This window comes from Acinetobacter sp. CY81 (assembly GCF_059515925.1).
This window is the reverse complement of sequence record NZ_JCAKNC010000003.1, coordinates 192,590-216,475: the sequence shown is the minus strand read 5'-3', so window position 1 is coordinate 216,475 and position 23,886 is coordinate 192,590. Positions and strand designations below refer to the sequence as shown.

General features: G+C 40.1%; 24 protein-coding genes. 8 read left to right on the top strand and 16 right to left on the bottom strand.

Annotation, left to right across the window (positions count from 1 at the left end; translation table 11 throughout):
- Positions 1 to 23 precede the first annotated feature (23 nt).
- Positions 24 to 1,061 carry a hypothetical protein gene (locus AC5YDM_RS05500; RefSeq protein ID WP_496151109.1) on the bottom strand — a complete coding sequence of 346 codons (1,038 nt, stop codon included), beginning with the start codon at positions 1,059 to 1,061 and terminating at the stop codon, positions 24 to 26.
- A 158-nt stretch (positions 1,062 to 1,219) separates the two neighbouring features.
- Entirely contained in the window at positions 1,220 to 1,465 is a 246-nt protein-coding gene (locus tag AC5YDM_RS05495) for a SlyX family protein (protein ID WP_496151108.1), read from the bottom strand.
- A gap of 34 nt (positions 1,466 to 1,499) precedes the next feature.
- On the opposite strand from AC5YDM_RS05495, the gene AC5YDM_RS05490 reads away from it, so the two are divergent.
- Entirely contained in the window at positions 1,500 to 3,404 is a 1,905-nt protein-coding gene (locus AC5YDM_RS05490) for an ATP-binding cassette domain-containing protein (RefSeq protein ID WP_496151107.1), read from the top strand.
- A gap of 77 nt (positions 3,405 to 3,481) precedes the next feature.
- On the opposite strand, the gene AC5YDM_RS05485 is transcribed toward AC5YDM_RS05490, so the two are convergent.
- From AC5YDM_RS05485 to AC5YDM_RS05430, 12 genes are all read right to left on the bottom strand, one after another.
- Positions 3,482 to 4,051: a HupE/UreJ family protein gene (locus AC5YDM_RS05485; RefSeq protein ID WP_496151106.1), complete on the bottom strand. Its 570-nt coding sequence runs from the start codon at positions 4,049 to 4,051 to the stop codon at positions 3,482 to 3,484.
- Positions 4,052 to 4,068: 17 nt separating this feature from the next.
- Complete coding sequence (gene ureG / locus AC5YDM_RS05480) at positions 4,069 to 4,683, bottom strand: urease accessory protein UreG (RefSeq protein ID WP_496151105.1); 615 nt, start codon at positions 4,681 to 4,683, stop codon at positions 4,069 to 4,071.
- Between the two features lie 27 nt (positions 4,684 to 4,710).
- The gene (locus AC5YDM_RS05475) at positions 4,711 to 5,376 is read right to left on the bottom strand and encodes an urease accessory protein UreF (RefSeq protein WP_496151104.1); all 666 of its coding nucleotides are present in this window, start codon (positions 5,374 to 5,376) and stop codon (positions 4,711 to 4,713) included.
- The gene (ureE, locus tag AC5YDM_RS05470) at positions 5,363 to 5,848 is read right to left on the bottom strand and encodes an urease accessory protein UreE (RefSeq protein ID WP_496151103.1); all 486 of its coding nucleotides are present in this window, start codon (positions 5,846 to 5,848) and stop codon (positions 5,363 to 5,365) included. Before ureE ends, AC5YDM_RS05475 begins: the two co-directional genes overlap by 14 nt.
- Positions 5,849 to 6,002: 154 nt before the next feature.
- Positions 6,003 to 6,890: an EamA family transporter gene (locus tag AC5YDM_RS05465; RefSeq protein WP_496151102.1), complete on the bottom strand. Its 888-nt coding sequence runs from the start codon at positions 6,888 to 6,890 to the stop codon at positions 6,003 to 6,005.
- Positions 6,891 to 7,032: 142 nt separating this feature from the next.
- Positions 7,033 to 7,632 (bottom strand): lysozyme, encoded by a 600-nt coding sequence (locus AC5YDM_RS05460; RefSeq protein ID WP_496151101.1) that lies wholly within the window; start codon positions 7,630 to 7,632, stop codon positions 7,033 to 7,035.
- A 360-nt stretch (positions 7,633 to 7,992) separates the two neighbouring features.
- A complete protein-coding gene (locus tag AC5YDM_RS05455; protein ID WP_496151100.1) occupies positions 7,993 to 8,397 on the bottom strand; it encodes a hypothetical protein in 405 nt (134 codons plus the stop codon).
- A 720-nt stretch (positions 8,398 to 9,117) separates the two neighbouring features.
- Positions 9,118 to 10,818 carry an urease subunit alpha gene (ureC, locus tag AC5YDM_RS05450; protein ID WP_496151099.1) on the bottom strand — a complete coding sequence of 567 codons (1,701 nt, stop codon included), beginning with the start codon at positions 10,816 to 10,818 and terminating at the stop codon, positions 9,118 to 9,120.
- Positions 10,819 to 10,830: 12 nt separating this feature from the next.
- Positions 10,831 to 11,265 carry a GNAT family N-acetyltransferase gene (locus AC5YDM_RS05445; protein ID WP_496151098.1) on the bottom strand — a complete coding sequence of 145 codons (435 nt, stop codon included), beginning with the start codon at positions 11,263 to 11,265 and terminating at the stop codon, positions 10,831 to 10,833.
- 4 nt (positions 11,266 to 11,269) lie between these two features.
- Complete coding sequence (locus tag AC5YDM_RS05440) at positions 11,270 to 11,578, bottom strand: urease subunit beta (RefSeq protein WP_496151097.1); 309 nt, start codon at positions 11,576 to 11,578, stop codon at positions 11,270 to 11,272.
- A 9-nt stretch (positions 11,579 to 11,587) separates the two neighbouring features.
- Positions 11,588 to 11,890, bottom strand: a complete 303-nt coding sequence (gene ureA, locus AC5YDM_RS05435) for an urease subunit gamma (protein ID WP_496151096.1) — start codon at positions 11,888 to 11,890, stop codon at positions 11,588 to 11,590.
- Between the two features lie 165 nt (positions 11,891 to 12,055).
- The gene (locus tag AC5YDM_RS05430; RefSeq protein WP_496151095.1) at positions 12,056 to 12,931 is read right to left on the bottom strand and encodes an urease accessory protein UreD; all 876 of its coding nucleotides are present in this window, start codon (positions 12,929 to 12,931) and stop codon (positions 12,056 to 12,058) included.
- Positions 12,932 to 13,089: 158 nt separating this feature from the next.
- Between AC5YDM_RS05430 and AC5YDM_RS05425 the strand changes: the two genes are divergently transcribed.
- Complete coding sequence (locus AC5YDM_RS05425) at positions 13,090 to 13,851, top strand: 3-oxoacyl-ACP reductase (RefSeq protein ID WP_496151094.1); 762 nt, start codon at positions 13,090 to 13,092, stop codon at positions 13,849 to 13,851.
- Positions 13,852 to 13,923: 72 nt separating this feature from the next.
- Here AC5YDM_RS05425 and AC5YDM_RS05420 read toward each other — a convergent pair whose 3' ends face one another.
- Positions 13,924 to 14,922 (bottom strand): acyltransferase family protein, encoded by a 999-nt coding sequence (locus tag AC5YDM_RS05420; protein ID WP_496151093.1) that lies wholly within the window; start codon positions 14,920 to 14,922, stop codon positions 13,924 to 13,926.
- 166 nt (positions 14,923 to 15,088) lie between these two features.
- On the opposite strand from AC5YDM_RS05420, the gene AC5YDM_RS05415 reads away from it, so the two are divergent.
- Positions 15,089 to 16,024, top strand: a complete 936-nt coding sequence (locus AC5YDM_RS05415; protein ID WP_496151092.1) for an LpxL/LpxP family acyltransferase — start codon at positions 15,089 to 15,091, stop codon at positions 16,022 to 16,024.
- A 486-nt stretch (positions 16,025 to 16,510) separates the two neighbouring features.
- Here AC5YDM_RS05415 and AC5YDM_RS05410 read toward each other — a convergent pair whose 3' ends face one another.
- Complete coding sequence (locus AC5YDM_RS05410) at positions 16,511 to 17,626, bottom strand: endonuclease/exonuclease/phosphatase family protein (RefSeq protein WP_496151091.1); 1,116 nt, start codon at positions 17,624 to 17,626, stop codon at positions 16,511 to 16,513.
- Between the two features lie 191 nt (positions 17,627 to 17,817).
- On the opposite strand from AC5YDM_RS05410, the gene asd reads away from it, so the two are divergent.
- The 5 genes from asd to truA all read left to right on the top strand — a co-directional run bounded on the left by asd (position 17,818) and on the right by truA (position 23,812).
- Positions 17,818 to 18,936: an aspartate-semialdehyde dehydrogenase gene (gene asd / locus AC5YDM_RS05405; protein WP_496151090.1), complete on the top strand. Its 1,119-nt coding sequence runs from the start codon at positions 17,818 to 17,820 to the stop codon at positions 18,934 to 18,936.
- Between the two features lie 149 nt (positions 18,937 to 19,085).
- Positions 19,086 to 20,612 carry a FimV/HubP family polar landmark protein gene (locus AC5YDM_RS05400; protein ID WP_496151089.1) on the top strand — a complete coding sequence of 509 codons (1,527 nt, stop codon included), beginning with the start codon at positions 19,086 to 19,088 and terminating at the stop codon, positions 20,610 to 20,612.
- A 50-nt stretch (positions 20,613 to 20,662) separates the two neighbouring features.
- Entirely contained in the window at positions 20,663 to 21,973 is a 1,311-nt protein-coding gene (gene fimV / locus AC5YDM_RS05395; RefSeq protein ID WP_496151088.1) for a T4P machinery localization factor FimV, read from the top strand.
- Between the two features lie 58 nt (positions 21,974 to 22,031).
- Complete coding sequence (locus AC5YDM_RS05390) at positions 22,032 to 23,000, top strand: asparaginase (RefSeq protein ID WP_496151087.1); 969 nt, start codon at positions 22,032 to 22,034, stop codon at positions 22,998 to 23,000.
- Between the two features lie 14 nt (positions 23,001 to 23,014).
- Positions 23,015 to 23,812 carry a tRNA pseudouridine(38-40) synthase TruA gene (gene truA, locus AC5YDM_RS05385; RefSeq protein ID WP_496151086.1) on the top strand — a complete coding sequence of 266 codons (798 nt, stop codon included), beginning with the start codon at positions 23,015 to 23,017 and terminating at the stop codon, positions 23,810 to 23,812.
- Positions 23,813 to 23,886: the final 74 nt, after the last annotated feature.

Here is a 23,886-nt window from a genome sequence, read left to right as displayed (position 1 = left end):
CCCCCACAAAAATATTTAAAAACTCAATTCAAGAACATTTCATGACTATAGATAACATCGTGACCATTCCAATAAATATATCCCTTATCAATCATCTCTTTAAGTAACAATCGAACATCAGATTTAGGAAATAATTGCTCCAATAAATCTCTCAAAGCATAGATATCTTTAGGTTTTCGAGATTTCATTTGATTCAATTTACGAATCACTTCCATTTGTACAGGATCAATTTTTTCAAAGTTTTTGTGCAAATCACTTTGTACATCATTCACAACGTCGCTTTGCTGAAGTTGCGCAAGCTCTTCAATCATCTGTGCAGGATTAATCTGTAATTTTGACAAAAGTGCATCCACTTCAGCCAATTTGCTACTGCCTAAAATCGAATGATTTTGCTGATCCGCATCACTTTGGTCGAGATCAATCTGCTGCCATTGCTTTAATATTTTTTTGCGAAATGAGATTTGATCATCTTCCGATTTAACTATTTTCAAATTAATCAACATACCAATCAATTGCTTGGTTTTCGCTACATCGACTTGCAAAATATTCATGATGGAATTTTTGAGCTTCGCCATAGAGCTTGGTTTACCCGATGCAATTGCGATCACATCACAATATTTCTTAATCAAATGCAAATCTGGATTAGCCAAAATAGTGTGCAATGGCGGTAAGCCTTTTTTAGTAGTCGTCGTATTTTTTTCAGTTTCGACTTGAATAAGACGGCATGGAAAGCCCGATGCAGCTAACATATCTGCCAAAATCTGACTGCCGCTAGCAGCAGAAACCACTTCAACATGTGACTCTGGTTCAATCAAAGCTAAAAGCTGTCCAACCACCACTGCATATTCATACTCTTGTTCTTTGGCTTGCAAAGTATCTAAAATCACGATTTGACCACTGCTGACCCAACTTGAAAATTCAGTTAAATCTGTGAGTGGGAATTCAAATTTGTTTTCTCTGCTGAAAATATACAAAGTTGCATAATGCTCAAGAATATCGCGATAGAATTTTACTGTCGGAATATTGCGCTCAAGATCCAAAAGTACAACTTTATTGTTCATAGTCATTTTTCAAAAAAATAGATTTAGAATGAAGCTATTACATCGATCTTTACAAAAAAGGTCAAATATAATGCGGTGTCTGCTCAAAATAGCAGTTTAATAGCGGCTGTTTCAGTTTAGCTTTTGCTTAAATGCAGTTAAATCAATGAATCATTAACTCAGTAATGCGGCGGACGATCACTATTTGGATCGAATGGCTCTACGCCATCGGTTAAATGAGATACCTCAAAACGTTGGTACAAAATTTTCATTTGTTTCTTTAAATCAGTGATTTCACGGTCTTGTATCGCAATTTGAGTATTCAGTTGATCAACTAATTCATCTAAAAATGCAATTCGGACTTGCAAATCTTCTATGGGTGCGGAAAATGGCGCCTGCTCATCTAGATTTTTTTGATTCGACATTATAAGTCCTCATTGGGGGATTTCAGGAAACATTATGGCCTATATTACTTTAAGGGACGTCCAGCTTGCATTTGGTGGACCCTTCCTACTCGACGGTGCCAATTTCAGTTTAGAACGTGGCGAACGAGTGTGTTTGATCGGCCGTAATGGTGAAGGTAAGTCTACTTTACTCAAGCTGATTGATGGAAGCCTCTTACCTGACACAGGTGAAGTCTCTTTGCAAAATGGCATTACCATTTCCATGCTTGCTCAAGATGTACCGATGGACTCGGGTCGTGTTGCAGATATCGTGGCAGATGGCGCAGGTGAAGCAGCAACGGTGATGCGAGCTTATCACGAAGCAAGTGAAGCTTGTGTACTCGGTGATATGGATGCATGTGACCGCATGGGCGAGTTACAACACAAAATGGATCAATTGGATGGTTGGGCACTTGAAACTAAAGTGAACTCTATCCTCAGTAAAATGGGCTTAGACCCTGATGCTGATTTGGCTGATCTGTCTGGTGGTCGTAAACGTCGTGTACTACTTGCTCGTGCCTTACTCACTCAGCCTGACGTTTTACTACTAGACGAACCAACCAACCATTTGGACGTTGAAAGTATTGAATGGTTAGAAAAATTCTTACTTGACCAAAACAACTTAACGCTTCTTTTCATTTCGCATGATCGTTCATTTGTAGACAGTATTGCAACGCGTATTGTTGAGCTTGATCGTGGTATTTTGCGCAGTTACGACGGTAACTATTCACGTTATCTTGAGCTGAAAGCCATGCAAATGGAAGCTGAAGAAAAGCAAAATGCTTTATTCGATAAAAAATTGGCTGAAGAAGAAGTTTGGATTCGCCAAGGCATCAAAGCACGCCGTACCCGTAATGAAGGCCGTGTACGTGAATTAAAAGCGTTACGTGAAGAATCAAAAGCACGTCGCTCACAACAAGGTAAAGTGAGCATGGCAACTCAAGATGCCAACCGCTCTGGTAAGCTTGTCTTTGATATTGAAAATCTAAGCGTAGCCTTTGGTGACAATGCTCCTATTATTAAAGATTTCTCTACCCTTGTTCTTCGTGGCGATCGTATTGGTTTAGTCGGTGACAATGGTGTAGGTAAAACTACGTTGATCAAAGCCATTTTAGGTGAGCTTGAACACGGCGGCACGGTTAAAACAGGTACTCAGTTGGAAGTTGCTTACTTCGACCAACTCCGTAATGCACTTGACCTTGAAAAATCAGTAAAAGATAACGTTTCTGAAGGTTCAGATTTTGTTGATATCAATGGCGGACGTCGTCACATCTACAGCTATTTACAAGACTTCCTGTTCTCTCCTGAACGTGCTCGTACGCCTGTAAAAGCACTTTCTGGTGGTGAACGTAACCGTATCTTATTGGCGAAATTATTGCTTAAACCATCGAACTTAATCGTGATGGATGAGCCGACAAACGACTTGGATATGGTGACTTTAGAGTTGCTTGAAGAAATGCTTGGCGGTTACAAAGGCACATTACTTTTGATCTCACATGACCGTGCATTTATGGACAACGTCGTGACATCGACTTGGGTATTTGATGGTAAAGGTCATATCGATGAATACATCGGTGGTTACCAAGACTACCTAGAACAACGCCCAGATCAGACTGCTGTTGATCAAAAAAGTGATGTGAAAAAAGCATTAGCCAAAGCTGAAGCAAGTGCTGCCGCAGCTGCGCCTAAAAAAGCAAAATTAAGCTACAAAGATCAACGTGCTTTAGAGCAACTTCCTGCTGAAATGGAAGCGTTAGAGAAAGAACAAGCTGAAATTAATGCCAAACTGGCTGATGGTTCACTTTTTGTTTCAAACAATGATCAAGCGATGAAACTATCTGCTCGTCTTGCTGAAATTGATGAGCAATTGCTTGAAAAATTAGAGCGCTGGGAAAGCTTAGAAAATTTGTCTAAAGGCTAATTTTCATTATTCCAATAAAAAACTCCGCATTACGTTATTCATAGTGCGGAGTTTTTTTACATATGTCACTCAAAAGCTTAAGCTAAACCAATACATGCCACGACAGCGGCAATCGTACCAATGATCTTCTTCCCATGCGGTACGTACTTAGAGATCAATTTACCTAAAGCTAAACCTGCACCATAAATCACAGCCATAGCTGAAATCATCCCTAGAATTTGCACAGCAACATTGCCATTCATTGCCAGCTCAGTGCCGTGTGCAACGCCATGGAAGGTCGCCAACAACGTCGCTGCCACAGGTAGAACTTGATTGGACTTCGTCCATAGTGCCACAGCCAAAACCAATAACGATGCCACAATGCCATATTCAGCAATACTATTGTTCAACAAGCCTTGAGCACCCAATGCAAAACCCGCGACCAATGCCGTCACTAAACCCAAGGCACCGATCACTTTCCATTGCTTGGTCATGGTCCACATCAACACACCAAAACTGATCGCCATGATCAAATGATCTAGCCCTGTAAATGGATGAACAAACCCCGTCCAAAAACTAGCTTCATGGTGATGATGACCTGGATGTGCCATGGTCAAAACTGGTGCTAATGCAGCTATGAATATGCCTATTATTTTCATCATTCGCATTTTAATTCTTCCCAATATTAAGCTTTGAATAAACCTTGTTTTTCAATGAATGAAATAATTTCGCTCAAACCATCTTCCGTTTTCATATTGGAAAAGATAAACGGTTTTTCGCCACGCATACGTTTTGCATCTTGATCCATCACATCAAGATTTGCTCCGACCATCGGTGCCAAATCTGTTTTATTAATAATGAGCAAATCCGACTTAGTAATACCTGGTCCACCTTTACGCGGGATCTTTTCGCCACCTGCAACATCAATCACATATAACGTTAAATCTGACAATTCAGGGCTAAACGTTGCAGCCAAATTATCACCACCACTTTCAATAATAATTAACTCTAAGCCTTCAAACTTTTCACACAGATCATCAATCGCAGCAAGATTAATCGAAGCATCTTCACGAATAGCGGTATGTGGACACCCCCCTGTTTCCACACCGACAATGCGGTCTGGACTCATCGCTTCATGACGCGTTAAAAAGTTAGAGTCTTCTTTGGTATAGATGTCATTTGTGACCACGGCCATATTGTATTTATTGCGTAGTTCACGACATAAATTTAAGGTCAATGCTGTTTTACCTGAACCCACAGGCCCACCGATTCCAACACGTAAGGGAGAACGCTCTGTCATAACAACTTCCTATTTTTCAATAATTTTTTAAGATCTAAATAATCGTGAATATTGTGTTTCATGTGACATGCTAAGCATGGCGTACTGGGGCAATGCGCTACTGAGCTGATGATCCTCAAGCATTAATGCTTTTTCGATGGCTTGAGGGATGAGTCCATGTAGGTGCCATAAAATTCGCTGTCCGCTCATTTGACCTAGGGGGACTGTTTTGACCGCGCCGAGCACCTGATTTTCCAATACTGTGAAGGTATATGCCGTCAGCACATCGGCTTCGTTCAGTTCTAAACGTCCACAAAGCTGTGCATAAACTGGAACAAAACCGAGCTGCTTTTTGACGATAACATCCATTTTCAGCACATCACGAATCCAAGCATTCATAGAAAATGCCAACTGCTGTGCTTCTGCCAAAAGCTCACGACTTTCTCGGCTGGCACGATAGATATTTGCCCACTCATTAAACTGAGCTTCATCATCATGAAATTGCATCAGGCGTTTTAACACGGGTAATTCAAAGCGTACCAACAGCATTTCCAAGACTTCTTCAAAATATGCCATGCTAGATGTTTCATCATGAATCAAGCCTTGCTCAATCGCACTCTCCACACCTTGCGAATAACAATAAGCCCCGACAGGCAATGCCGTTGAAGACAGTGTCAGTAGCTTAAGTAAATGCGTTGCATTAGTGATGGGCATGCGCATGAATCGCTTTGATTGGACTGAGGCGATGATCGTGGTTGTGCTGTGCATAAGCGCCACTTTCAGGCTCAAAAGGATGATTCACTTCATCAACACGCAGTCCTAGCCCTTCGACCATTTCAGCCAATACATGATCCGGTTCAAAATATAGAGCAGTTGGTGTCAGCATCAGTGGAACATGGCGATTACCCAAGTGATAGGCTGCTTTTAATAAATCAAAATCAGTTTCTGCACACACGCGCATTAAGCGCTCTGGCTTCGCATCAACTCGTAAAACGTCGCCCTGCGCTGTAGCAATAAACGACCCACTACGCAATATTCCAGTACGCGGTAAGTCTGCACCAATATCTGTACCTGAGTTTAATGTTGCACGAAATCGGCTCTTTTGACGGGTATCGAAGCTCAGTTCTACCGTATCAAAATCGCGTCCCTCTGAAATGTGTTCTATTCTTTGAGTGTAGATTTTCATGCTGTTCCTTTTGTCACGATTCAATTTAAAGTTGAATAAATTTACGCATCAAAAGTAAGCATTTTTCATGCCAAAGTAGTGTTTTATTGGTGCACTTTTCTTATTATAAAAGGTTTAAATCTTGAAAATAATCAATCACTTTTTAGATTTTATCTTAAGCCCAAATTACGAGAATCGCAGCAATCACGACCAATCCCAAGCCCCAATGTTCTGCCTTTGCCAACTTTTCTTTAAAGAAATAAGCGGAGATTAATAGACTAAATAGGATCTCAATCTGCCCTAAAGTTTTTACCACAGGCACGCTCATCATACTCATAGCGGTAAACCAGCCCAGTGATGCCATAAAACTACAGACACTGACTTTAAATGTAAGTCCTACTCTTTGCCACATCGCGATCAAAGTCTGTCGGCTAAACAAGCTGAGATAAATCAACATACTGATGCATTGAAATCCAATCACTGACACCAAGACCCATGCCGCACGGTGAATGGTGGGAAGCATGGTGAGTTCTAAACTCGCTTCACGAACCAACAATGAGGTAATTGCAAAGCACAATCCACTGCCGATACCAATCGCGAGCGTTTTCGGTGAAAAGTCTGTAAAGCCATGCCCACGACTGAGTAGAAATACTGCAAATGCACCCAGTAATACCCCAAACCATGCCAATAATGACAAATGATCAGCGAGAAATACCACACCAATAATGGCAGCGAGAATCGCTTCACTTTTAGCAAGCCCCACCCCAACGGCATAGTTTTTTTGCTTAAACAGCTTCACCATTAATGCCGTTGCTAAAATCTGACTGATCCCTGCAATCAAAATATAGATCCAATATTTTGTCGTAAAAGTCACAGTCTCAGTGACAGGTGAAAAGTGATACAAACTACTCAGATAGATCACTGCAAATGGTAATGCAAAGATAAAGCGCGCAAGGGTGACACCCCAAACATCAACAGTCGTGCTCAGTTGTTTTTGAAATGCATTACGCCATGCCTGCATAAAGGCAGCCATGAGGGTAAAGAGAATCCAACTGAACGCCATACGAGTTTCGCTTTAATTTGGAAAAGAGCTTTATTTTATGCCTTTGAAAATAGGATGACTAATCAAAAAACGATTCAAGATAGATAGCAGAAAGTTTGTTGAAACAGTCATCCATCTAAAACAATTTATATATTTTAAAAAATCATTTTAAGAAATAGGCTTTCTCAACCGCTCTGCGATTGACCAGCCCTTGCAAGGTTTGACCGCCTGCTTTAATCCATACATCGAACTGCTGACTCGCTCCTGCATAATCGCCTTGATTGAGGAGTCTGAGTAAAGTCGAATTTTTAAATGCACCTGCCCCGATGTTATAGGTCAATGACACTAGAGCATCGAATTGGTTTTGTGTCAGTGCAACTTTGACCGCTGAGCTGACTGCTTTTTCAAAACGTGCTAAGTCATGATGCATATAGCGTTTAGCTTGCTCGACGGAACATTGATCATCACTTTGAACTGGGACACCATTCGGATATATCGTTGTTCCAAACCCTATGGTACATACGCCTGCTTGATCATAATAGGCTTCGAGTTTAAGCCCTTCAAAATTGCTGATCAGGTCGATGCCTGCTGGACTGAGTTTTGTGATTTGGTCTGATGCAAAACCGTAGTTTTGATGAGATGCGTCTTGATCGACCGCAACCCCAATGTTTGAGTCAGATGGATTGTTATTGTCACGAGCACCCTTCGCTTTTGAAAATTCTTTCAGAAATGAGGTGATGAAATTTTTCAAGAAAGAGTTCATTATTAATTCAAAATATTTAGGCAAAACATTGTAAACAACTTAGGCCATTTAAATAAATTAAGGTTTAGTATCATTGCTTTCTAAATTCACTTACTAATATTGCCAGTTGTTCAACTCCATCAAATGTTCTGGATATTTTGTCACATGTTTAAACTAAGGGTGTTAAAAAACATGTCCTAGAAAAATTGATATAAATTATTTCAGATTAAATACGTATTAATCTTATGCCTTTACAGATAAGATGACTAATTAAAAAAGGTTAGTAATTGATAGAAGAAAGGTTAAGATTTATCTACTTATTGAAAATATATTTTTAATAAAAAAGACATCCTGAAGGATGCCTTATTCTAAGAGTAAGATCTATTTTAAGTTTCGATCCATATACTTCAGCAGTCTTGGATCGTTAGCTTTTAATACCATGATGTCTATTGGATCAAACCAATAAACATACTCATATGTTACCTTACCAACACCTGAAGTAGTTGTTCGAGACTTTTGCTTCAGGTAATTCTGCCAATTGTATTTGATCCTGATTTTACTCATTACTGCTGCGGCATGAGGACAATCTATATAGTCCATCATTTCAGCATTTGTAATATGCGCCCCGCTTAGCAATTTTGCCAAGATTTTAGATGCATAAGAATCAGATTCAGGAAGCTTATACGAATAAGCAGGTACTGTTTTTGACATACGTTTAACTCCTCTAGTTTGTCGAATTAACGGTTCAAACAGTGGAGTAGTCACTTCATCAAACTGATCAGTCATCGCTCAAGTGCGTCACTGTTACACTTTTTTCATTGCGTAAAGCAAACTTTACTATTACAATTCCATACCAGATTAAAGAAGTCGGCTAGCTTATGTGAGAGTTTGCTATCCATAAAAGACTACTTTCATCCACCTTATTAGTTTGCTTAGTTAGCTCTAAGTTTTTCAAAATTGCTCTAGAATATATTCTGGGGCTTTTTTGCGTCTACTATAAAAGCTAGTTCACAGTCTTCAATAATATATACACAAAAAAACATTGTCAAGACAAACATGCTCTTATTTTTAATTCTAAGGCGTTTTCAGCTGCTTTTTCTGTTTGATACCAAATCATACCCAACAACACCTAATGAGCCGAAATAATCGAAATGGATGCACTTTGATAGCATATTATTAGCATATGCTAACTTTAGTTAAATTTTGAGCTTTAGAACATCATGTCATCTAATTTTAAAACACTATATATAGTGTTTAGGTAGAAAACCATACACAAGTCAAAGAAGCGCGTTAAATACTGTCGCGCTAAATCATCTAACTTTAAAAATTTACATTATTTTTTAAAGCTACCTTTACAGCATTAAATTAATTAGGAACTTTCTATATAGAGCTATATAAATTATTTTAGTTCTAAAATATAGCTAATAATTCTAAATTTATGGAGAAGATACCAAAACCTCCCTTTTAAAAGAGAGGTTAGCCTTTTAGATACACTTAGGTGAATTGTTAAAACAAAAAATACCGCTGCGCCATGGGCAATACTTCCGCAGGCTCACAGGTCAAATGTACTCCATCCGCTCGCACTTCATAGATCTCAGGATCAACCTCCATCACAGGACAGTAGGTATTGAGCTTCATATCCGCTTTAGAAATATTGCGGGTATTTTTTACAGCTGAAATGAGCTTTTTCAAACCGAGTTTTTCAGCCACACCATTGTCAATCCCCGCTTGCGACAAGAACGTAATACAGGTGTTATGCACACCACGCGCATTTGCCCCAAACATCGGACGATAATGCACAGGCTGAGGTGTTGGAATTGAAGCATTAATATCACCCATAGGTGCAGCCGCAATCATCCCACCTTTAATAATCATCGATGGTTTCACGCCAAAAAAGGCAGGCTTCCACAACACCAAATCAGCAAGTTTACCCTCTTCCACCGAACCAATTTCATGGCTTAAACCATGTGTAATTGCAGGGTTAATCGTATATTTGGCGATATAACGCTTCACACGATTATTATCATGACTTGGGTTATCTCCCTCTAAAGGCCCACGTTGTATTTTCATCTTATGTGCCGTTTGCCATGTACGAATCACCACTTCACCGACACGCCCCATCGCTTGCGAGTCCGATGACATCATCGCAATTGCGCCCAAGTCCTGCAAAATATCTTCCGCAGCAATGGTTTCACGGCGAATACGACTTTCGGCAAATGCTACATCTTCTGAAATTGCAGGGTCTAAATGGTGACAGACCATCAGCATATCCAAATGCTCATCAATGGTATTGACCGTATATGGACGGGTTGGATTGGTTGAGGATGGCAATACATTCGGTTGACCAATCGCTTTTAAAATATCAGGTGCATGTCCACCACCCGCACCTTCAGTATGGTAAGTGTGAATGGTACGGTTTTTAAATGCCGCCAAGGTTTCTTCCAAAAAACCGCTTTCATTTAATGTGTCAGTATGAATCGCCACTTGAACATCAAACTGATCTGCCACGGTTAAACAATTATCAATAACTGCTGGAGTTGAGCCCCAATCTTCATGCAGTTTTAAACCGACCACGCCTGCTCGAATTTGTTCGGCAATTGGTTCAGGCTGACTCAGATTCCCTTTACCCAATAAACCAATATTCATCGGCAAATCATCAATCGCTTGAAGCATCGTCGAAATATGCCAAGGGCCTGGTGTCACTGTTGTTGCCGATGTTCCTGCCGCAGGACCTGTACCGCCACCGATCATCGTGGTGACCCCAGACATTAGTGCCGTTTCCACTTGCTGTGGGCAAATCCAATGAATATGAGTATCAACACCGCCTGCCGTTAAAATCTGCCCTTCGCCCGCAATCACTTCAGTCGCAGCACCGAGTGGAATGGTAATATTCGGTTGAATATCAGGATTGCCTGCTTTACCAATTTTCCAAATACGTCCGTTTTTTAAACCGATATCTGCTTTGATAATGCCCCACCAATCGACAATTAAAGCATTGGTAATCACCGTATCGGCAACGTCTTCCGCTAAAAGTTGCGATTGCCCCATTCCATCACGGATCACTTTACCACCACCAAACTTTACTTCTTCTCCATAGGTAGTGAGGTCTTGTTCCACTTCAATAAACAGCTCAGTATCGGCTAAACGAACACGGTCACCCACAGTTGGACCAAACATTTCCGCATAGGCACGGCGTGACATTTTCATAATTATTCGACCCTATACAATGTACTTATGCATTTTGATAAAACGTAAACCATATGCTTCGATAACTTCACTCACCGATTCAAAGCCCATTTTTTTATAAATTTTTTCTGCATAACAACTTGAATTAACCGTGATCAATTTAATTCCACTAGATTTCATCATCGATTCAACATGTTGCCAAAGGCATCTTCCAATCCCTTTCCCTTGATGATTTTTACTCACAAAAAAATGTACGATATGGGCTGGCTCTCTATATGCAATAACACCAACAATTTGATTCGATTGTTGATATGCAAAATAATGAATATCTGGATTTTCAATCAGACTCTTAAGCATTTGGGTACTGAACTTTTCACGACCAGTATTATCAACTGCGAAATCATCGACATAAGGATCAATCAAATCAACAATATGTATTAAATCTTCAGTGACTACCTTTCTAATCATTATTTTAGTCCAACTTACCCATGACACGCCCTGCAAAGCCATAAACTTCACGCTTACCTGCAAGTGCCACCAATTCAATATCACGACGTTGACCTGGTTCAAAACGCACTGCCGTACCTGCTGCAATATTCAATCTATAACCACGCGCCAGTTCACGGTCAAATAGCAATGCATCATTGGCTTCGGCAAAATGAAAATGCGAACCCACTTGAATTGGGCGATCTCCTGTATTTGCAACGTTCATCTTTAAAAAAGTACGCCCAACATTCATTTCAATATCAGTTTCAGGAGTAATCACTTCACCTGGAATCATAAGATGCTCCTATACGATGGGCTGATGTACGGTGACCAATTTAGAACCATCTGGAAAAGTCGCTTCTACCTGAACCTCAGCAATCATTTCAGCAATGCCATCCATCACATCTTCACGTTTTAACAAAGTCGTGCCGAAGTGCATCAGCTCACTCACACTCATGCCATCACGTGCGCCCTCAAGCAAAGCAGCAGAAATATAGGCAATAGATTCTGGATAATTCAGCTTTAAACCACGTGCTTTACGGCGTTCAGCAACCAAGCCAGCAGTGAAAATTAACATTTTGTCTTTTTCTGTCGGATTAAGTTCCATATCGCTTTCCTAATATTCTTCAATGTATGTCATGCAAGATGTGTGCAAGATCGCTCTAATAAAAGTTCCCCCTCCCTTTGGATGAGGAATATCGTTCCACAGAGAGGGAAATTAGAAATAAATAGCCTCTCTCTAACCTTCTCCTAAAAGGAGAGGAAAGTTGAGCTACGTCCGCCAAATTCGTGGAAATTCTTCTTCTAATTCAAACCATAAACGACGTAATTTGGCACGGATCGCAGCGAAGGCATCATGACATTCACGCACATCATCTCCGAGATAACGTGCACAAACCACATGATCGAGCAAGGTCAAAGTGACGTTGACTTTCATTCGCATGATCAACTCACGAATTTGATCAATCTGCTGATCTAAAAAGTGATTAGAGCGAAATGCCTCAGGTGCAACTGCCCAAAAGCTTGCCATCACAGCATGACCTCGCATACCTAGACATGAAGTCAACCAACGATCATTACCTTCAAAGCGTAAAACATCAGTGACTAGTAGTCTGTCATTCTGATATAGCTGAAATAAATTTTGATACACGCCTTCGACAAATCTCTCTTCACACGCTTGTCGCCCAATGACCAACATATCCCAACCGATGAAGCTTGAAGACACATCCAGTATCACAGTCGTTTCAGAACTTGCATTCGCACCATTAAAGAGCATTGTTTCTTGTGGAAGCCACTCAAATATAGATTGATCTTTAACTGTGATATCAATATGTTGAAACGCTTTTTTCTGATTGGTTTTATACCATTTACCCGCACCCGGCGTAGTGACTAAGGCATGTGCCTTTTGACTTGCAGTCATACTAAAGGTCAAGTGATCCCCCCCTGCAATGCCTGCGGGTGGATGCACGATAATCGCATGACAAACACCTGTTTTTTCAGGCCAAAGCATCTTTTGCACTCGAACAGGACCATGATGCTTTCTGTGCGCTAAAATTGTGCGCACTTCATTTCCAATAAAGCCCAATTCAAGCTGAGCAAACCAGTATTTCTGCGCTTGATCGACTGATTTCATCACGATTTGATTCATTTTCTATCAATCTGTAGTCATTATTTTCTCTTATAATCATGGTTGCAAAAATTGCACCAATTTTTTGCATCTTTTATTTTCTATTTTTTGCTTAGATGAGTTGGGCAAAACCTGATTGCTTGTTATCGTACTTCACTATTACTTATGGAAATGATGCGATGCAAATTCGTGAACAAATCATCTTAGTTACAGGTGGGGCACGTGGACTCGGTTTAGCAATTACCCAAGCTTTAGTTGCTGAAGGCGCACGTGTCGTAGTGAATTATTTTTCAAGCGAACAACCTGCACTACAATTACAAAAACAGCATCCTGATCAGATTTTCACTTTTCAAGCAGATGTTCGTGAGCGTGATCAAATCCAAGCGCTCTTTGACGCTGTAAAAGCTCATTTTGGTAGCGCCATCACGTCTGTGGTAAATAATGCCTTAATCAATTTTGAGTTTAATGGCGATGCCCGACCTCAAATCGAAGAGTTAACTGCAACCACGATGCAGCAACAATTTGATGGGGCTGTGATTGCATCTTTAAATACGACACAAGCAGCTCTAGCGGATATGAAACAAGCGCAGTTCGGTCGGATCGTAAATATCGGAACCAACTTGGTTCAAAACCCGGTCGTGCCTTATCACGACTACACTTCCGCAAAAGCAGCGCTACTGGCATTTACTCGCACTGCTGCACATGACTTAGGTCAGTACGGTATTAATGTAAATATGCTGTCTGGTGGATTATTACAAAAAACCGATGCCAGTAAAGCTACACCTGATTTTGTATTTGATCTCATTGCTTCATCAACACCATTGCGTCGTGTCACTACACCTGAAGAGTTTGCAGATGCGATTTTAATGTTTCTCTCGCCATATTCACGTGCAGTCACAGGACAAAACTTGATTGTAGATGGTGGCTTAGTCAAAGGCTAAGATACATAAGACTCATTAAAATCAATGCTGTGGAGACAAATATGCTCTCCACAGCCTCTAGCTTAAATGGGTTTAACGCTTTGAAGTCATTTTTAAATAAGGCGTCATCAACCACTGTGAAAGTAGCCTTAAGCCTTGATCGAACACTTTTAATTGTAGAATTGCACAGGTCGTAATCGCTAAAAATAAAGACAATAAGATCATATTAAATGGTGACAAATTTAAAGCACTAGAATAAATTTTCATGATATGCGCGACACCCATCACCACCAATCCATGTAAAAGATAAACGGGTAATGTATATGTCCCTAGTGCTGTCCAGCGGTTTCCAAGTCGTTTGATTACACCCAATAAAGCATAGATTCCCAAACTCGCTAAGCAAATACATAACAGCCTTAACCCCACGCCAACCCATGGTTCGACCTTCAGTTGCTGATAACTTAAACTGCCATAGAACCAATATTGCGAAAGATCAATTTTGATTAATACCCCAAGTATCAGAAAGAGTATTCCTATTCCAATCAGCGTTAAAAAGCGTTGTTTTTTAATCACCATGATCCATGCTTTACCATAGACCGCTCCCGCCACAAAGAAAGGTAGAAAAACCAAGATTCGCCCAATTGAGTAATTGTAGTTATTCCACGGTGAGAACCCGATCAAGAGCGATAACCCAAGTGCGATCCACACAGGAAATTTTGTTTTTATCAAAATATGGGTCAGTACTGTCCATGCCACCATGCCCATCAGATACCATAAAATCCAATAAGGACGCTGAAATACATTGAATCCACTCCACTTCATCTCACCCGACAAAAAAGATGTAAATAAGGGATAAATAATTTGAAAAGGCAGATAAAGAGATAAAAAGAAAACAATATTTTTAATATAGTTTTGATCCTTGAATAACATCCCCGAAATAAAGATGAAAGCAGGCATATGAATCAAATAAATGAGGCTCAGTAATGATCTACTCGTCTCAAACTGCCACCCAACAAGACGCTCAAGAAAGTGACCGAATACCACAAGGAAAATCAAAACCGCTTTACTGGTGTCCAGATAATGATCACGCATGGTAAGAACTGAGTTAAAGATTCAATTCTATCTTAAACCAGACTTCATTCGATGATAAAACTAGACCACTGATTTTGAATTTGATCTAATCATTGAGATCTGTTTTATATCAAAAACAGCTTCATGCTAAACTCAGCCACTACATATTTCTAGATTTTTAAACGATATGAGTCAAGAGCACACCTATACGCCTGGTGAATTTCAATGGTCATTTCTATTGCCAAAGTATTGGGGCGTTTGGATTGGCATTATTTCTCTCATGTTGTTGGCAATTCTACCGTGGGCGATTCAGCATCGTTTAGCACGTGCATTGGGCAATACTGCTTTTAAATCGTTAAAGTCACGTCGTAAAACGACTGTACGTAATTTAGAAGTGTGTTTTCCTGAATGGTCTGCTGAACAAGTTCAGGACAATGCTCGCTTGGTATTTGTCGATCAAATGCTTGGTGTTTTTGAAACCCTTAATGCATGGTATAGCCCGAAATGGTTTAAAGGTCGTGTCAGTATTGAAGGACTTGAACATCTCCAGAAAGCACAAGCTGAAGGTCGTGGTGCATTACTCCTTGGTACACATTCAACATTACTCGATGCGGGTGGTTATGCCTGTGCTCAATTCTTTGATCCAGATGTGGTTTATCGTCCGCAAAATAATCCTTTACTGGATATGCTGATTTATCGTTGCCGTGCCACGATCTATACCCATCAGATTGATCATGATGATATGCGTGGCTTGATCCGTCATTTAAAGAATGGACGGGCGATTTGGTACAGCCCTGATCAAGACTTCGGCTTAAAACAAGGTGTGATGGCACCCTTCTTTGGCACTCCTGCTGCTACAGTTACAGCTCATCGACGTTTATTAAAAATGACTAAAGCCGCAGCGATTCCTTTGTATTTTTATCGTGATGGTGACATTTCAAATCCACAATACAAAATATTGGTAGAACCAGAATTAGACAATATGCCGAGCGATGATGAGCTTGCGGATGCAACGCGCACCAATTTAATTATTGAACGTCAACTTCGCATCGCACCTACACAATATATGTGGTTTCATCGTCGTTTTAAAACGCGACCTGAAGGTTATGACAAAATTTATTGATGCTGTATTTCAAAATCAATCTAGAATAAATCATACAAAAATATAAAAGCTAAAATCATAAAAGCCCACGCAAGTGGGCTTTTTTTTATCACAATCAATTTGAGTCAAAGTCTCTTTCTAAACGAGAACGGACTGAGTTACTTTATAAAATATTTTCTATAGCTAACATCATTTTCAATACTACAAATAAGTTTAACCCGAGTTCTACTCCCTGTAAAACTCGGGTCAATGGGGTTGTGCTTTTCAAAACATATTGTTATTTTTGGCTTTCCATTCCTGCATCATATCCATGATGACTCTTCCATCGGCTTCGTCTTCCATATTGGGATTTTCCTTTCCCACTCCTTGTGCCGATGATTAAAGATTAGCCTCATTTCCATTTTAGCTCTAGCCGTCAGAGCCTAAATCCATGTGAGCATATGCTTACAACACTCTTTATTTGAACTAAACACCTCAATAAGATGATTTGCATTTTTGAAGTCTTGATTAAGTTTTCTTATAGTCTTGTGCAATTTCATCCGTCACGATTTTTTCTTCACGCTCTGCTTTTTCAATACCTTCTTGAATCGCCTCTTGAGCTTTTTGTTCATCCTCTTCAGTCTGTTCAAGTTCTTCCTGTATTTGCTCAAACACACGTCCAGTTTGCAGTACAACATAGACAGGGAAATGGTCTGATCCCATATGTGGTAAACGCTTCATCTCCACCAAAGCAAAATCAGTACTGTGGAAAACATGATCTAGCGACCATCTTAAAAGTGGATAGTCTGCATGAAATGTATTCACATAATGACGACCTACGCGTGGATCGAGTAAACCACTAATGCGTTGAAATAAGCGTGTTGTCCGTGACCATGCGACATCATTGAGATCGCCCATGACAATACAACTTTCATCCAAATCCTTAATTTGATCACCTACGATGAGAAGCTCAGCATCACGTAATGTTGAATCTTTAGCTTCAGTTGGACTTGGTGGTTTCGGGTGTAAGCAATACAGCTGCACAGATTGCCCTGAGCGCAAGGTGACTGTCGTATGAATCGAAGGAATTTCATCACTGAGAATGAATTTGACCTCAGTATCTTGCAACTTCAACTTACTATAGAGATGCATACCGTAGAGATTATCTAATGGTACAGGGACACGGTATGGATACTCTTTTTCAATCACAGAAAGTTCATTTTGCCATGTTTGATCGGTTTCTAAGGTCAGCACCAAATCAGGTTGATACTTCTCAATTTCATCAATCAGCAAATGATATTTTTCATTTGGTGTAAGCACGTTGGATACAATTAAAGAAATCTGTTTATTTGGATCTAACTGTTCAGGTTTAACCTGCTTGACTTGCTTTTTCCAGATCAAGGTATAAGGCAAAACCATTTTGAGTTGATATGCCAATGCGCCAATCAATAAAATGAAGATAATCTGACGTCCTAAATCCCAAGGCTCTTGCCAGAAAATCATCAATATAAAAGCGACAATCCCCAAAGCCAGAATTTGTAAGCGTGGAAAATCTGCACCACGGAACCACCATTCATCTCGTGGTATTAACGACCAAAAACTGAGCCAAATCACCAACCCTGCTAGAATTTCCACCCAAATCATATTATCTACTCATCTTTATCTTTTTAATTTTCTATCAGGTGTAACATAACTTTATCAATTTTGTATGTATCATAAACAAGTTATTTCGCTCAATAATATTGATGTTTTGATTATGTAGCTATTGCAGTAAATTGCTCTTTTGGTACACTCGAACCCCCTTTTGATTTTTTAACGCACCGAGGCAAAGTGACATGAAAGTAGGTCTGGTCGGTTGGCGCGGGATGGTTGGTTCCGTCCTTATGCAACGTATGGTTGAAGAAAATGATTTCGCTCACTTTGAGCCATTCTATTTCTCTACCAGTAATGCAGGTGGCGAAGCGCCTGCGTTTGGCGGTAAGACTGCTCCTGCACTTATGGATGCATCAGACATTAGCAGTCTGAAGCAAATGGATGTCATTATTACCTGTCAAGGTGGCGACTATACTTCTGAAGTTTTCCCTAAACTGAAAGCTGAAGGTTGGAATGGTTACTGGATTGATGCTGCATCGACATTACGTATGGATGATGAAGCAATTATCGTACTTGATCCAGTCAACATGAACGTGATCAAAGACGGCTTAGTGAAAGGTACTAAAACTTTCGTCGGCGGTAACTGTACAGTATCATTGATGCTGATGGGCTTAGGTTCTCTATTCCAAAACAATTTGGTGGAATGGGCAACTTCAATGACTTATCAAGCAGCTTCTGGTGCTGGCGCGCAAAACATGCGTGAATTGATCACAGGTATGGGTTATTTATATAACAATACTAAAGATTTACTTGATGATCCGAAATCTCCAATTTTAGATATTGATTCTAAAATCGCAGCGCTTCAACGTGGCGAAGGTTTCCCATCTTCAAACTTTGGTGTGCCTTTAGCGGGTTCTCTCATTCCGTACATCGACAAACAGCTCGAAAGCGGTCAATCGAAAGAAGAGTGGAAAGGTCAAGTTGAAACCAACAAGATCTTAGCCAACCAACAAATCGTGCCAATTGATGGTCACTGTGTGCGTATCGGCGCAATGCGTTGCCACTCACAAGCGATTACATTGAAACTGAAGAAAGATGTTCCTTTGAATGAAATCGAAGACATGATTCGTCAGTCTAGCCAATGGGCGAAAGTTGTTCCGAACACACGTGAAGCATCTATGACGGATCTTACACCTGTAGCGGTTACTGGTACATTAACTGTACCTGTCGGTCGTTTACGTAAAATGAACATGGGTAAAGAGTATCTTGGCGCTTTCACTGTAGGTGATCAATTGCTATGGGGTGCTGCTGAGCCTTTACGTCGTATGTTACGTATTTTGATTGAATATAAAAATGCTTAATTTTTAGAAGTCAGCTTCTAAAAACTGAAAAGCCGATCACATTTGATTGGCTTTTTTTTGTAACCCTAATGTTAAGATTTTACATTCTTATTACAACTAGGTATTGTATAACATATTGCCCTGAAATCTTGTCAGAACAATGGATCGAGATGCCTGTATATAACAAACTAAAAATTGCCATTCTAGCTATTATAACAACTCCTACTGCTTATGCTTTAACCCTTGATCCGATTGAAGTCCAATCAGGAGCGGGTAATTTACTTTATGCAGAAATGAAATTTCATAATGCTGACCCAAATGCTCGTATAGAAGCAAGTCTAGCTGAATCTAATGACCTCATTCGTCTTGGAATCGGTCATCAACCACCTGGTCATCTTAATTTTTTTACACGTAAATCCAGCGATGGTTCTGGGGTCATTGTTATTACGTCCTCTCGACCAATGGTGGAATCTGAACTCAATATTCTGGTCAAGATTAAGGAAGGCAGTGCAACGCATATTCAACAAATTAAAACCAGATTGAATCGTCCAGCAGTTGCTGCGCAAAAACCACAAATGACCAATAAAGAAACGTCATTGATTCCACAGACCGTTGTCAGTGATAAAGATATTGCGCTCAATTTACCCATGAGTACGCAATACAATGTGACACCAAATACCTCTCAAGCAAGAGTAGCCACTGATTCAACTCCAAAATCAGCACCACAAGTCTCTTACTCTTCAGCGAATACGATGAGTGTTCCGCTTGCGATCAATGTTTCACCTGCACCGCCTTTAAATAACCAAACGTCAACGCAGGTCATGCCTGCGCCAGTCAATACTGTTCAACCCGCTAATCATCAAACACCTGATCCTGTAAATAGTGCAGTTGCACAATCATATGAACAACCGTCGATCGCGATGGTTCAATCACTCCCTTCGACGCTGACTATCTCGGAAACATTAAGACCTGCTTCAACGCAACCTACTCCTGCGATTTCAGTACCCAAACAAGCGTTATCTGCACAGCAGAACCTATCTAAGCCGGTAGACTCTCCATCAAAAGTGGAAGTTAAAGCTCCAGTACCTGAGACAGCGAAAACATCTGCTAAAGTTCGTCCGGAACCTAAACCAATGCATGGTCCTGCTTTAGAAAAAGCACATGTGGTTCAAAACAATGAATCTTTATGGAAAATTGCTTCGCGTGTTGCAACCCAAACCAATCAAAGCATTCCTGAAGTAATGCAACAAATTAAGGCCAATAATGAACATGCTTTCATTGGTGGCAATATCAATCGTATTCGTCGTGGGGTAGCATTAAATTTAGCAGCTGCAAACAGCATGCCTGCACCTAAAGCTGCTAAAGCTCGCCCAATGAATACAACCGCTGGTCAACCTCAGTCGGGTAAAGAGAAGTATAAATTGAGCCAAGCAGAAATGAAGCTTGTCACTGGAACTAAACAAGATTCAGCTCAAGGCGCTGCTAAAGAAAAAACGTCTAAAAATCAGACAACTCCAGAATTATCTTCAAAAGTTATGACAGCTCGACAAAAAACAGTTAAATTACAGCAGAATGTCTCTCAACTCAGCTTGGCTATTCAGCAGAAAGATCAGAGAATTCAACTATTAAATGCGAGACTTGCTCAATTACAGCAACAATTGCAAAAAAAGAATCAAGCAAATAAGCCAGCTCACTAAATTTAATTTAAAGGAATAATTTTCATTGGTTTCAATGAAGGGGTAAAAATATGTTGTATATACTAATTCCTTGTTTGTTATTGCTTATTGTTGCAGTCGTTTTAAAAAAACGTGAAAGTGCGAACAATGAGTCATCATCTGATAATGGCAAGAAGACGGCAAACAAAAAGGTCAGTAAAACTGCTACGACCCGAACCAGCCGTGCTTCAACCACTCCAACCAAAGTTGCTACTACCCCTGTAGCAACAGAAGCAGCTCCGACAACACTAGATACTGAAGTTCGCACAAGTATTGAAAATCTAATCAAAGCTGAAAATTATTTTGCTGCTGAGGCAAAAATCAACCAAGCATTGAATCAAGATAATTCACAACACGAACTTTATTTATACTTGCTTGAAATTCATGTTGCGCAAAAAGATGATTTTGCAATTAAGCAATTAATCAACTATTTACGCTCTCTAGGCCTACATGATATTGCGGATCAAGCTGAAGCTAAACAACAACGTGCTCAAGCAAATGCGCCGACGGTTTCAGAAGCTGTCCTTCCAACACCATCACCAATGAGCACTCCTGTACAAACTCAAAGTTTGAAATCAGATGCGGCATTTGATGAACTGATCAGCACACCAGTACGTGATAGCAATGCTGTAAAAGCATCTTTTGACAGTCTACAACCTGATTTCAATACAACTCAGGCTGAGAAAAAAGATCTAGAACCGATTGAATATTCTTTTGAGCCTAAAAAACCTGTTGAAGCACCTCAAACTGTTGAATTTGAATTGAATTCTGACACTGTTAGCAACAGTGTAGATTCCGCTCCAAATACAGTAGAAAAACCGCTAGAAGATACCTCAAAAGTAGATGTTGCTCCTCTCGAATTTGACTTTTCAGCACCTGTTGAAAATAAAATCAAAGAAGAACCTGCAACACCTGTAGAAGACTTTGTTTTTAGCACACCTGCGACTTCTAAAGAAACAAGCACACAACCTGCTGCTGAGTTTAAATTAGATAATGAACTGCCAATCAGCCCGGCGACTGATTTTCACTTTAGCTTAGATACTCCAATTTCAGCTGACCCAACGTCACTTGCTTTTGAAACTCAAAAAATTGAAATTGCACCAGCGTTTGTTGAACCAGAAGTCGATACGAGTACCTTAGCAGACTTAAATGATCCATTGGCTCAATCATTCCCTGAATTGTTAAAGGTGAATGAAATCCAACTTAATTTAGATCTTGCTAGTCGTTATATTGAACTAGGTGCTTATGATGCCGCTAAAAAACTACTGAGTGCGGATGAAAATACTTTCTCTGCTGAACAGCGTGACCGTTCGCAACAGTTACTCAAGCAAATAGCTTCTTAAGCAAATTGCGCTTAACATAAGCAGTCATTCATGGCTGCTTTTTTATGGGCATTACTTTATGAAAAAAATTGCACTCATTTATATGGGCGGGACTTTTGGCTGCGTAGGCGAGCCTTTGAGCCCAATGCCAGAAATTGATTTTAGACCACAGTTAAAACGAATTCTGCCACAGCATGTCCACATTGATTTTTTCACCGCACATACGATAAAAGACAGTAGTGCCTGTACAGCATCTGACTGGTTACAGCTGACCCAACAGATTCAGGATCTACAAACTCAAGAATATCAGCATTTCATCATCATTCATGGCACAGACACCTTAAGCTATGCTGCTGCGACGTTAAGCCAATTTTTACAGCACAGCACCCATGTGATATTCACTGCAAGTCAATACCCTTTACTGAATGTTGAGGGTAATGATCTACGGACATTTACCGATGCATTAGAAAACCTTAATACAGCAATTGAGGGAATCGTTCACGTCAATCCTGGCGTATATGTCGCTTTTCACCATAAGATTATGCATGCAAACTCAGTGCAGAAAATCCATACCACTGAACTTGATGCTTTTTCAGGTATAGATTATCAGCAACATTCCTTGCAATTTGAACAAGATCCTTTTTTAATTGAAAATCAACATATCCAGAAAATTCAAAAACTCAATTTAATCAATTGGACAATGCAGCCGATTGAACTTGAACAATTCTCAAAAAACTTAAATTTACTCATTGATCAAGCACCTCATATTCTGATTTTACAAGGATATGGCACAGGTAACATTGCAGTAAATGATGAAATTATTCAAAAACTGTTCGAGCTTCAAAATCATAATTGTGCTGTCATTTTAGATACCCAAGTACCCTTTGGTGGTCTAGATCAACGCTATGCGGTAAGCCAATGGGTAAAGCAAGCCAATATTCTGATCAACAATACACAAAGTCATGCTGATCTTTATGCCAAAATTTTAAAAATGTATTTACAATACCCCTCCGCGCATCAATGGCATGACCATTGGTATCAACATTGAAGATAGAGGTCGTTATGCAGCGTTTGGCAGTCGGTATTGAGTTTAACGGTATGAATTATCGTGGCTGGCAAACTCAACAAGCGGGCGTGATTTGTCTTCAAGAAACCATTGAACATGCGCTATCAAAAGTTGCCAATCAACCGATTCAACTACAAGGTGCGGGTCGTACTGATGCAGGGGTGCATGCAACTAATATGGTGGCACATTTTGATACTGCGGCAATCCGTCCAATTGATGGCTGGTTACTCGGCTCAAATAGTCTATTGCCCAAAGATATTTCGATTCAATGGGTTCGACCAATGGATCCTGAATTTCATGCACGCCATAAAGCACAAGCGAGACGCTATCGCTATGTGGTATATAACCACCAAGTACGCCCTGCTTTATTGCATAAGCAAGTGACTCACTTCTACGCGCCTCTCAACATTGAAAAAATGATTCAAGCAGCTTCAAAGTTTGAGGGTACTCATAACTTCGAAAGTTTCCGTGCAGCCGCATGTCAGTCTAACCAGCCCGTTAGAACGGTGTCGCATTGCAAACTGATTCAACACGGAGCGTATTTAGTTTTAGATATTCAAGCAGATGGTTTTTTACACCACATGGTGCGCAACATCATGGGATGTTTACTTGAAATCGGGCAAGAGATGTACGAAATCGACCATATTGACGCTATATTCGCCGCTGAAGATCGAAAAGCAGCAGGTGTGACTGCACCACCAGATGGACTGTATTTTATCCATGCTGACTATCCTGAGCGATTTGAGCTACCTAAGCGACCTTTGGGTCCACATTGGCTCAATATGCCCGAATAAGCTTTTTGAATAAGCTCTGTAAATTAGTTCTGAAAATTAGACATAAAAAATCCCTCATTGAGAGGGATTTTTAA

Excerpts from the sequence above, each read along its gene's own strand:
- ureE (WP_496151103.1), bottom strand. The coding sequence starts at position 5,848 with ATGAAAATCTACACTCAAAGAATAGAACACATTTCAGAGGGACGCGAT.
- fimV (WP_496151088.1), top strand. The coding sequence starts at position 20,663 with ATGTTGTATATACTAATTCCTTGTTTGTTATTGCTTATTGTTGCAGTC.
- asd (WP_496151090.1), top strand. The coding sequence starts at position 17,818 with ATGAAAGTAGGTCTGGTCGGTTGGCGCGGGATGGTTGGTTCCGTCCTT.
- AC5YDM_RS05455 (WP_496151100.1), bottom strand. The coding sequence starts at position 8,397 with ATGACTGATCAGTTTGATGAAGTGACTACTCCACTGTTTGAACCGTTA.
- AC5YDM_RS05440 (WP_496151097.1), bottom strand. The coding sequence starts at position 11,578 with ATGATTCCAGGTGAAGTGATTACTCCTGAAACTGATATTGAAATGAAT.
- ureA (WP_496151096.1), bottom strand. The coding sequence starts at position 11,890 with ATGGAACTTAATCCGACAGAAAAAGACAAAATGTTAATTTTCACTGCT.
- AC5YDM_RS05410 (WP_496151091.1), bottom strand. The coding sequence starts at position 17,626 with ATGATTTGGGTGGAAATTCTAGCAGGGTTGGTGATTTGGCTCAGTTTT.
- AC5YDM_RS05460 (WP_496151101.1), bottom strand. The coding sequence starts at position 7,632 with ATGAACTCTTTCTTGAAAAATTTCATCACCTCATTTCTGAAAGAATTT.
- truA (WP_496151086.1), top strand. The coding sequence starts at position 23,015 with ATGCAGCGTTTGGCAGTCGGTATTGAGTTTAACGGTATGAATTATCGT.
- AC5YDM_RS05495 (WP_496151108.1), bottom strand. The coding sequence starts at position 1,465 with ATGTCGAATCAAAAAAATCTAGATGAGCAGGCGCCATTTTCCGCACCC.
- AC5YDM_RS05500 (WP_496151109.1), bottom strand. The coding sequence starts at position 1,061 with ATGAACAATAAAGTTGTACTTTTGGATCTTGAGCGCAATATTCCGACA.
- ureC (WP_496151099.1), bottom strand. The coding sequence starts at position 10,818 with ATGAAAATGTCACGCCGTGCCTATGCGGAAATGTTTGGTCCAACTGTG.
- AC5YDM_RS05445 (WP_496151098.1), bottom strand. The coding sequence starts at position 11,265 with ATGATTAGAAAGGTAGTCACTGAAGATTTAATACATATTGTTGATTTG.
- ureG (WP_496151105.1), bottom strand. The coding sequence starts at position 4,683 with ATGACAGAGCGTTCTCCCTTACGTGTTGGAATCGGTGGGCCTGTGGGT.
- AC5YDM_RS05490 (WP_496151107.1), top strand. The coding sequence starts at position 1,500 with ATGGCCTATATTACTTTAAGGGACGTCCAGCTTGCATTTGGTGGACCC.
- AC5YDM_RS05390 (WP_496151087.1), top strand. The coding sequence starts at position 22,032 with ATGAAAAAAATTGCACTCATTTATATGGGCGGGACTTTTGGCTGCGTA.
- AC5YDM_RS05475 (WP_496151104.1), bottom strand. The coding sequence starts at position 5,376 with ATGCCCATCACTAATGCAACGCATTTACTTAAGCTACTGACACTGTCT.
- AC5YDM_RS05415 (WP_496151092.1), top strand. The coding sequence starts at position 15,089 with ATGAGTCAAGAGCACACCTATACGCCTGGTGAATTTCAATGGTCATTT.
- AC5YDM_RS05425 (WP_496151094.1), top strand. The coding sequence starts at position 13,090 with ATGCAAATTCGTGAACAAATCATCTTAGTTACAGGTGGGGCACGTGGA.
- AC5YDM_RS05485 (WP_496151106.1), bottom strand. The coding sequence starts at position 4,051 with ATGCGAATGATGAAAATAATAGGCATATTCATAGCTGCATTAGCACCA.
- AC5YDM_RS05465 (WP_496151102.1), bottom strand. The coding sequence starts at position 6,890 with ATGGCGTTCAGTTGGATTCTCTTTACCCTCATGGCTGCCTTTATGCAG.
- AC5YDM_RS05420 (WP_496151093.1), bottom strand. The coding sequence starts at position 14,922 with ATGCGTGATCATTATCTGGACACCAGTAAAGCGGTTTTGATTTTCCTT.
- AC5YDM_RS05400 (WP_496151089.1), top strand. The coding sequence starts at position 19,086 with ATGCCTGTATATAACAAACTAAAAATTGCCATTCTAGCTATTATAACA.
- AC5YDM_RS05430 (WP_496151095.1), bottom strand. The coding sequence starts at position 12,931 with ATGAATCAAATCGTGATGAAATCAGTCGATCAAGCGCAGAAATACTGG.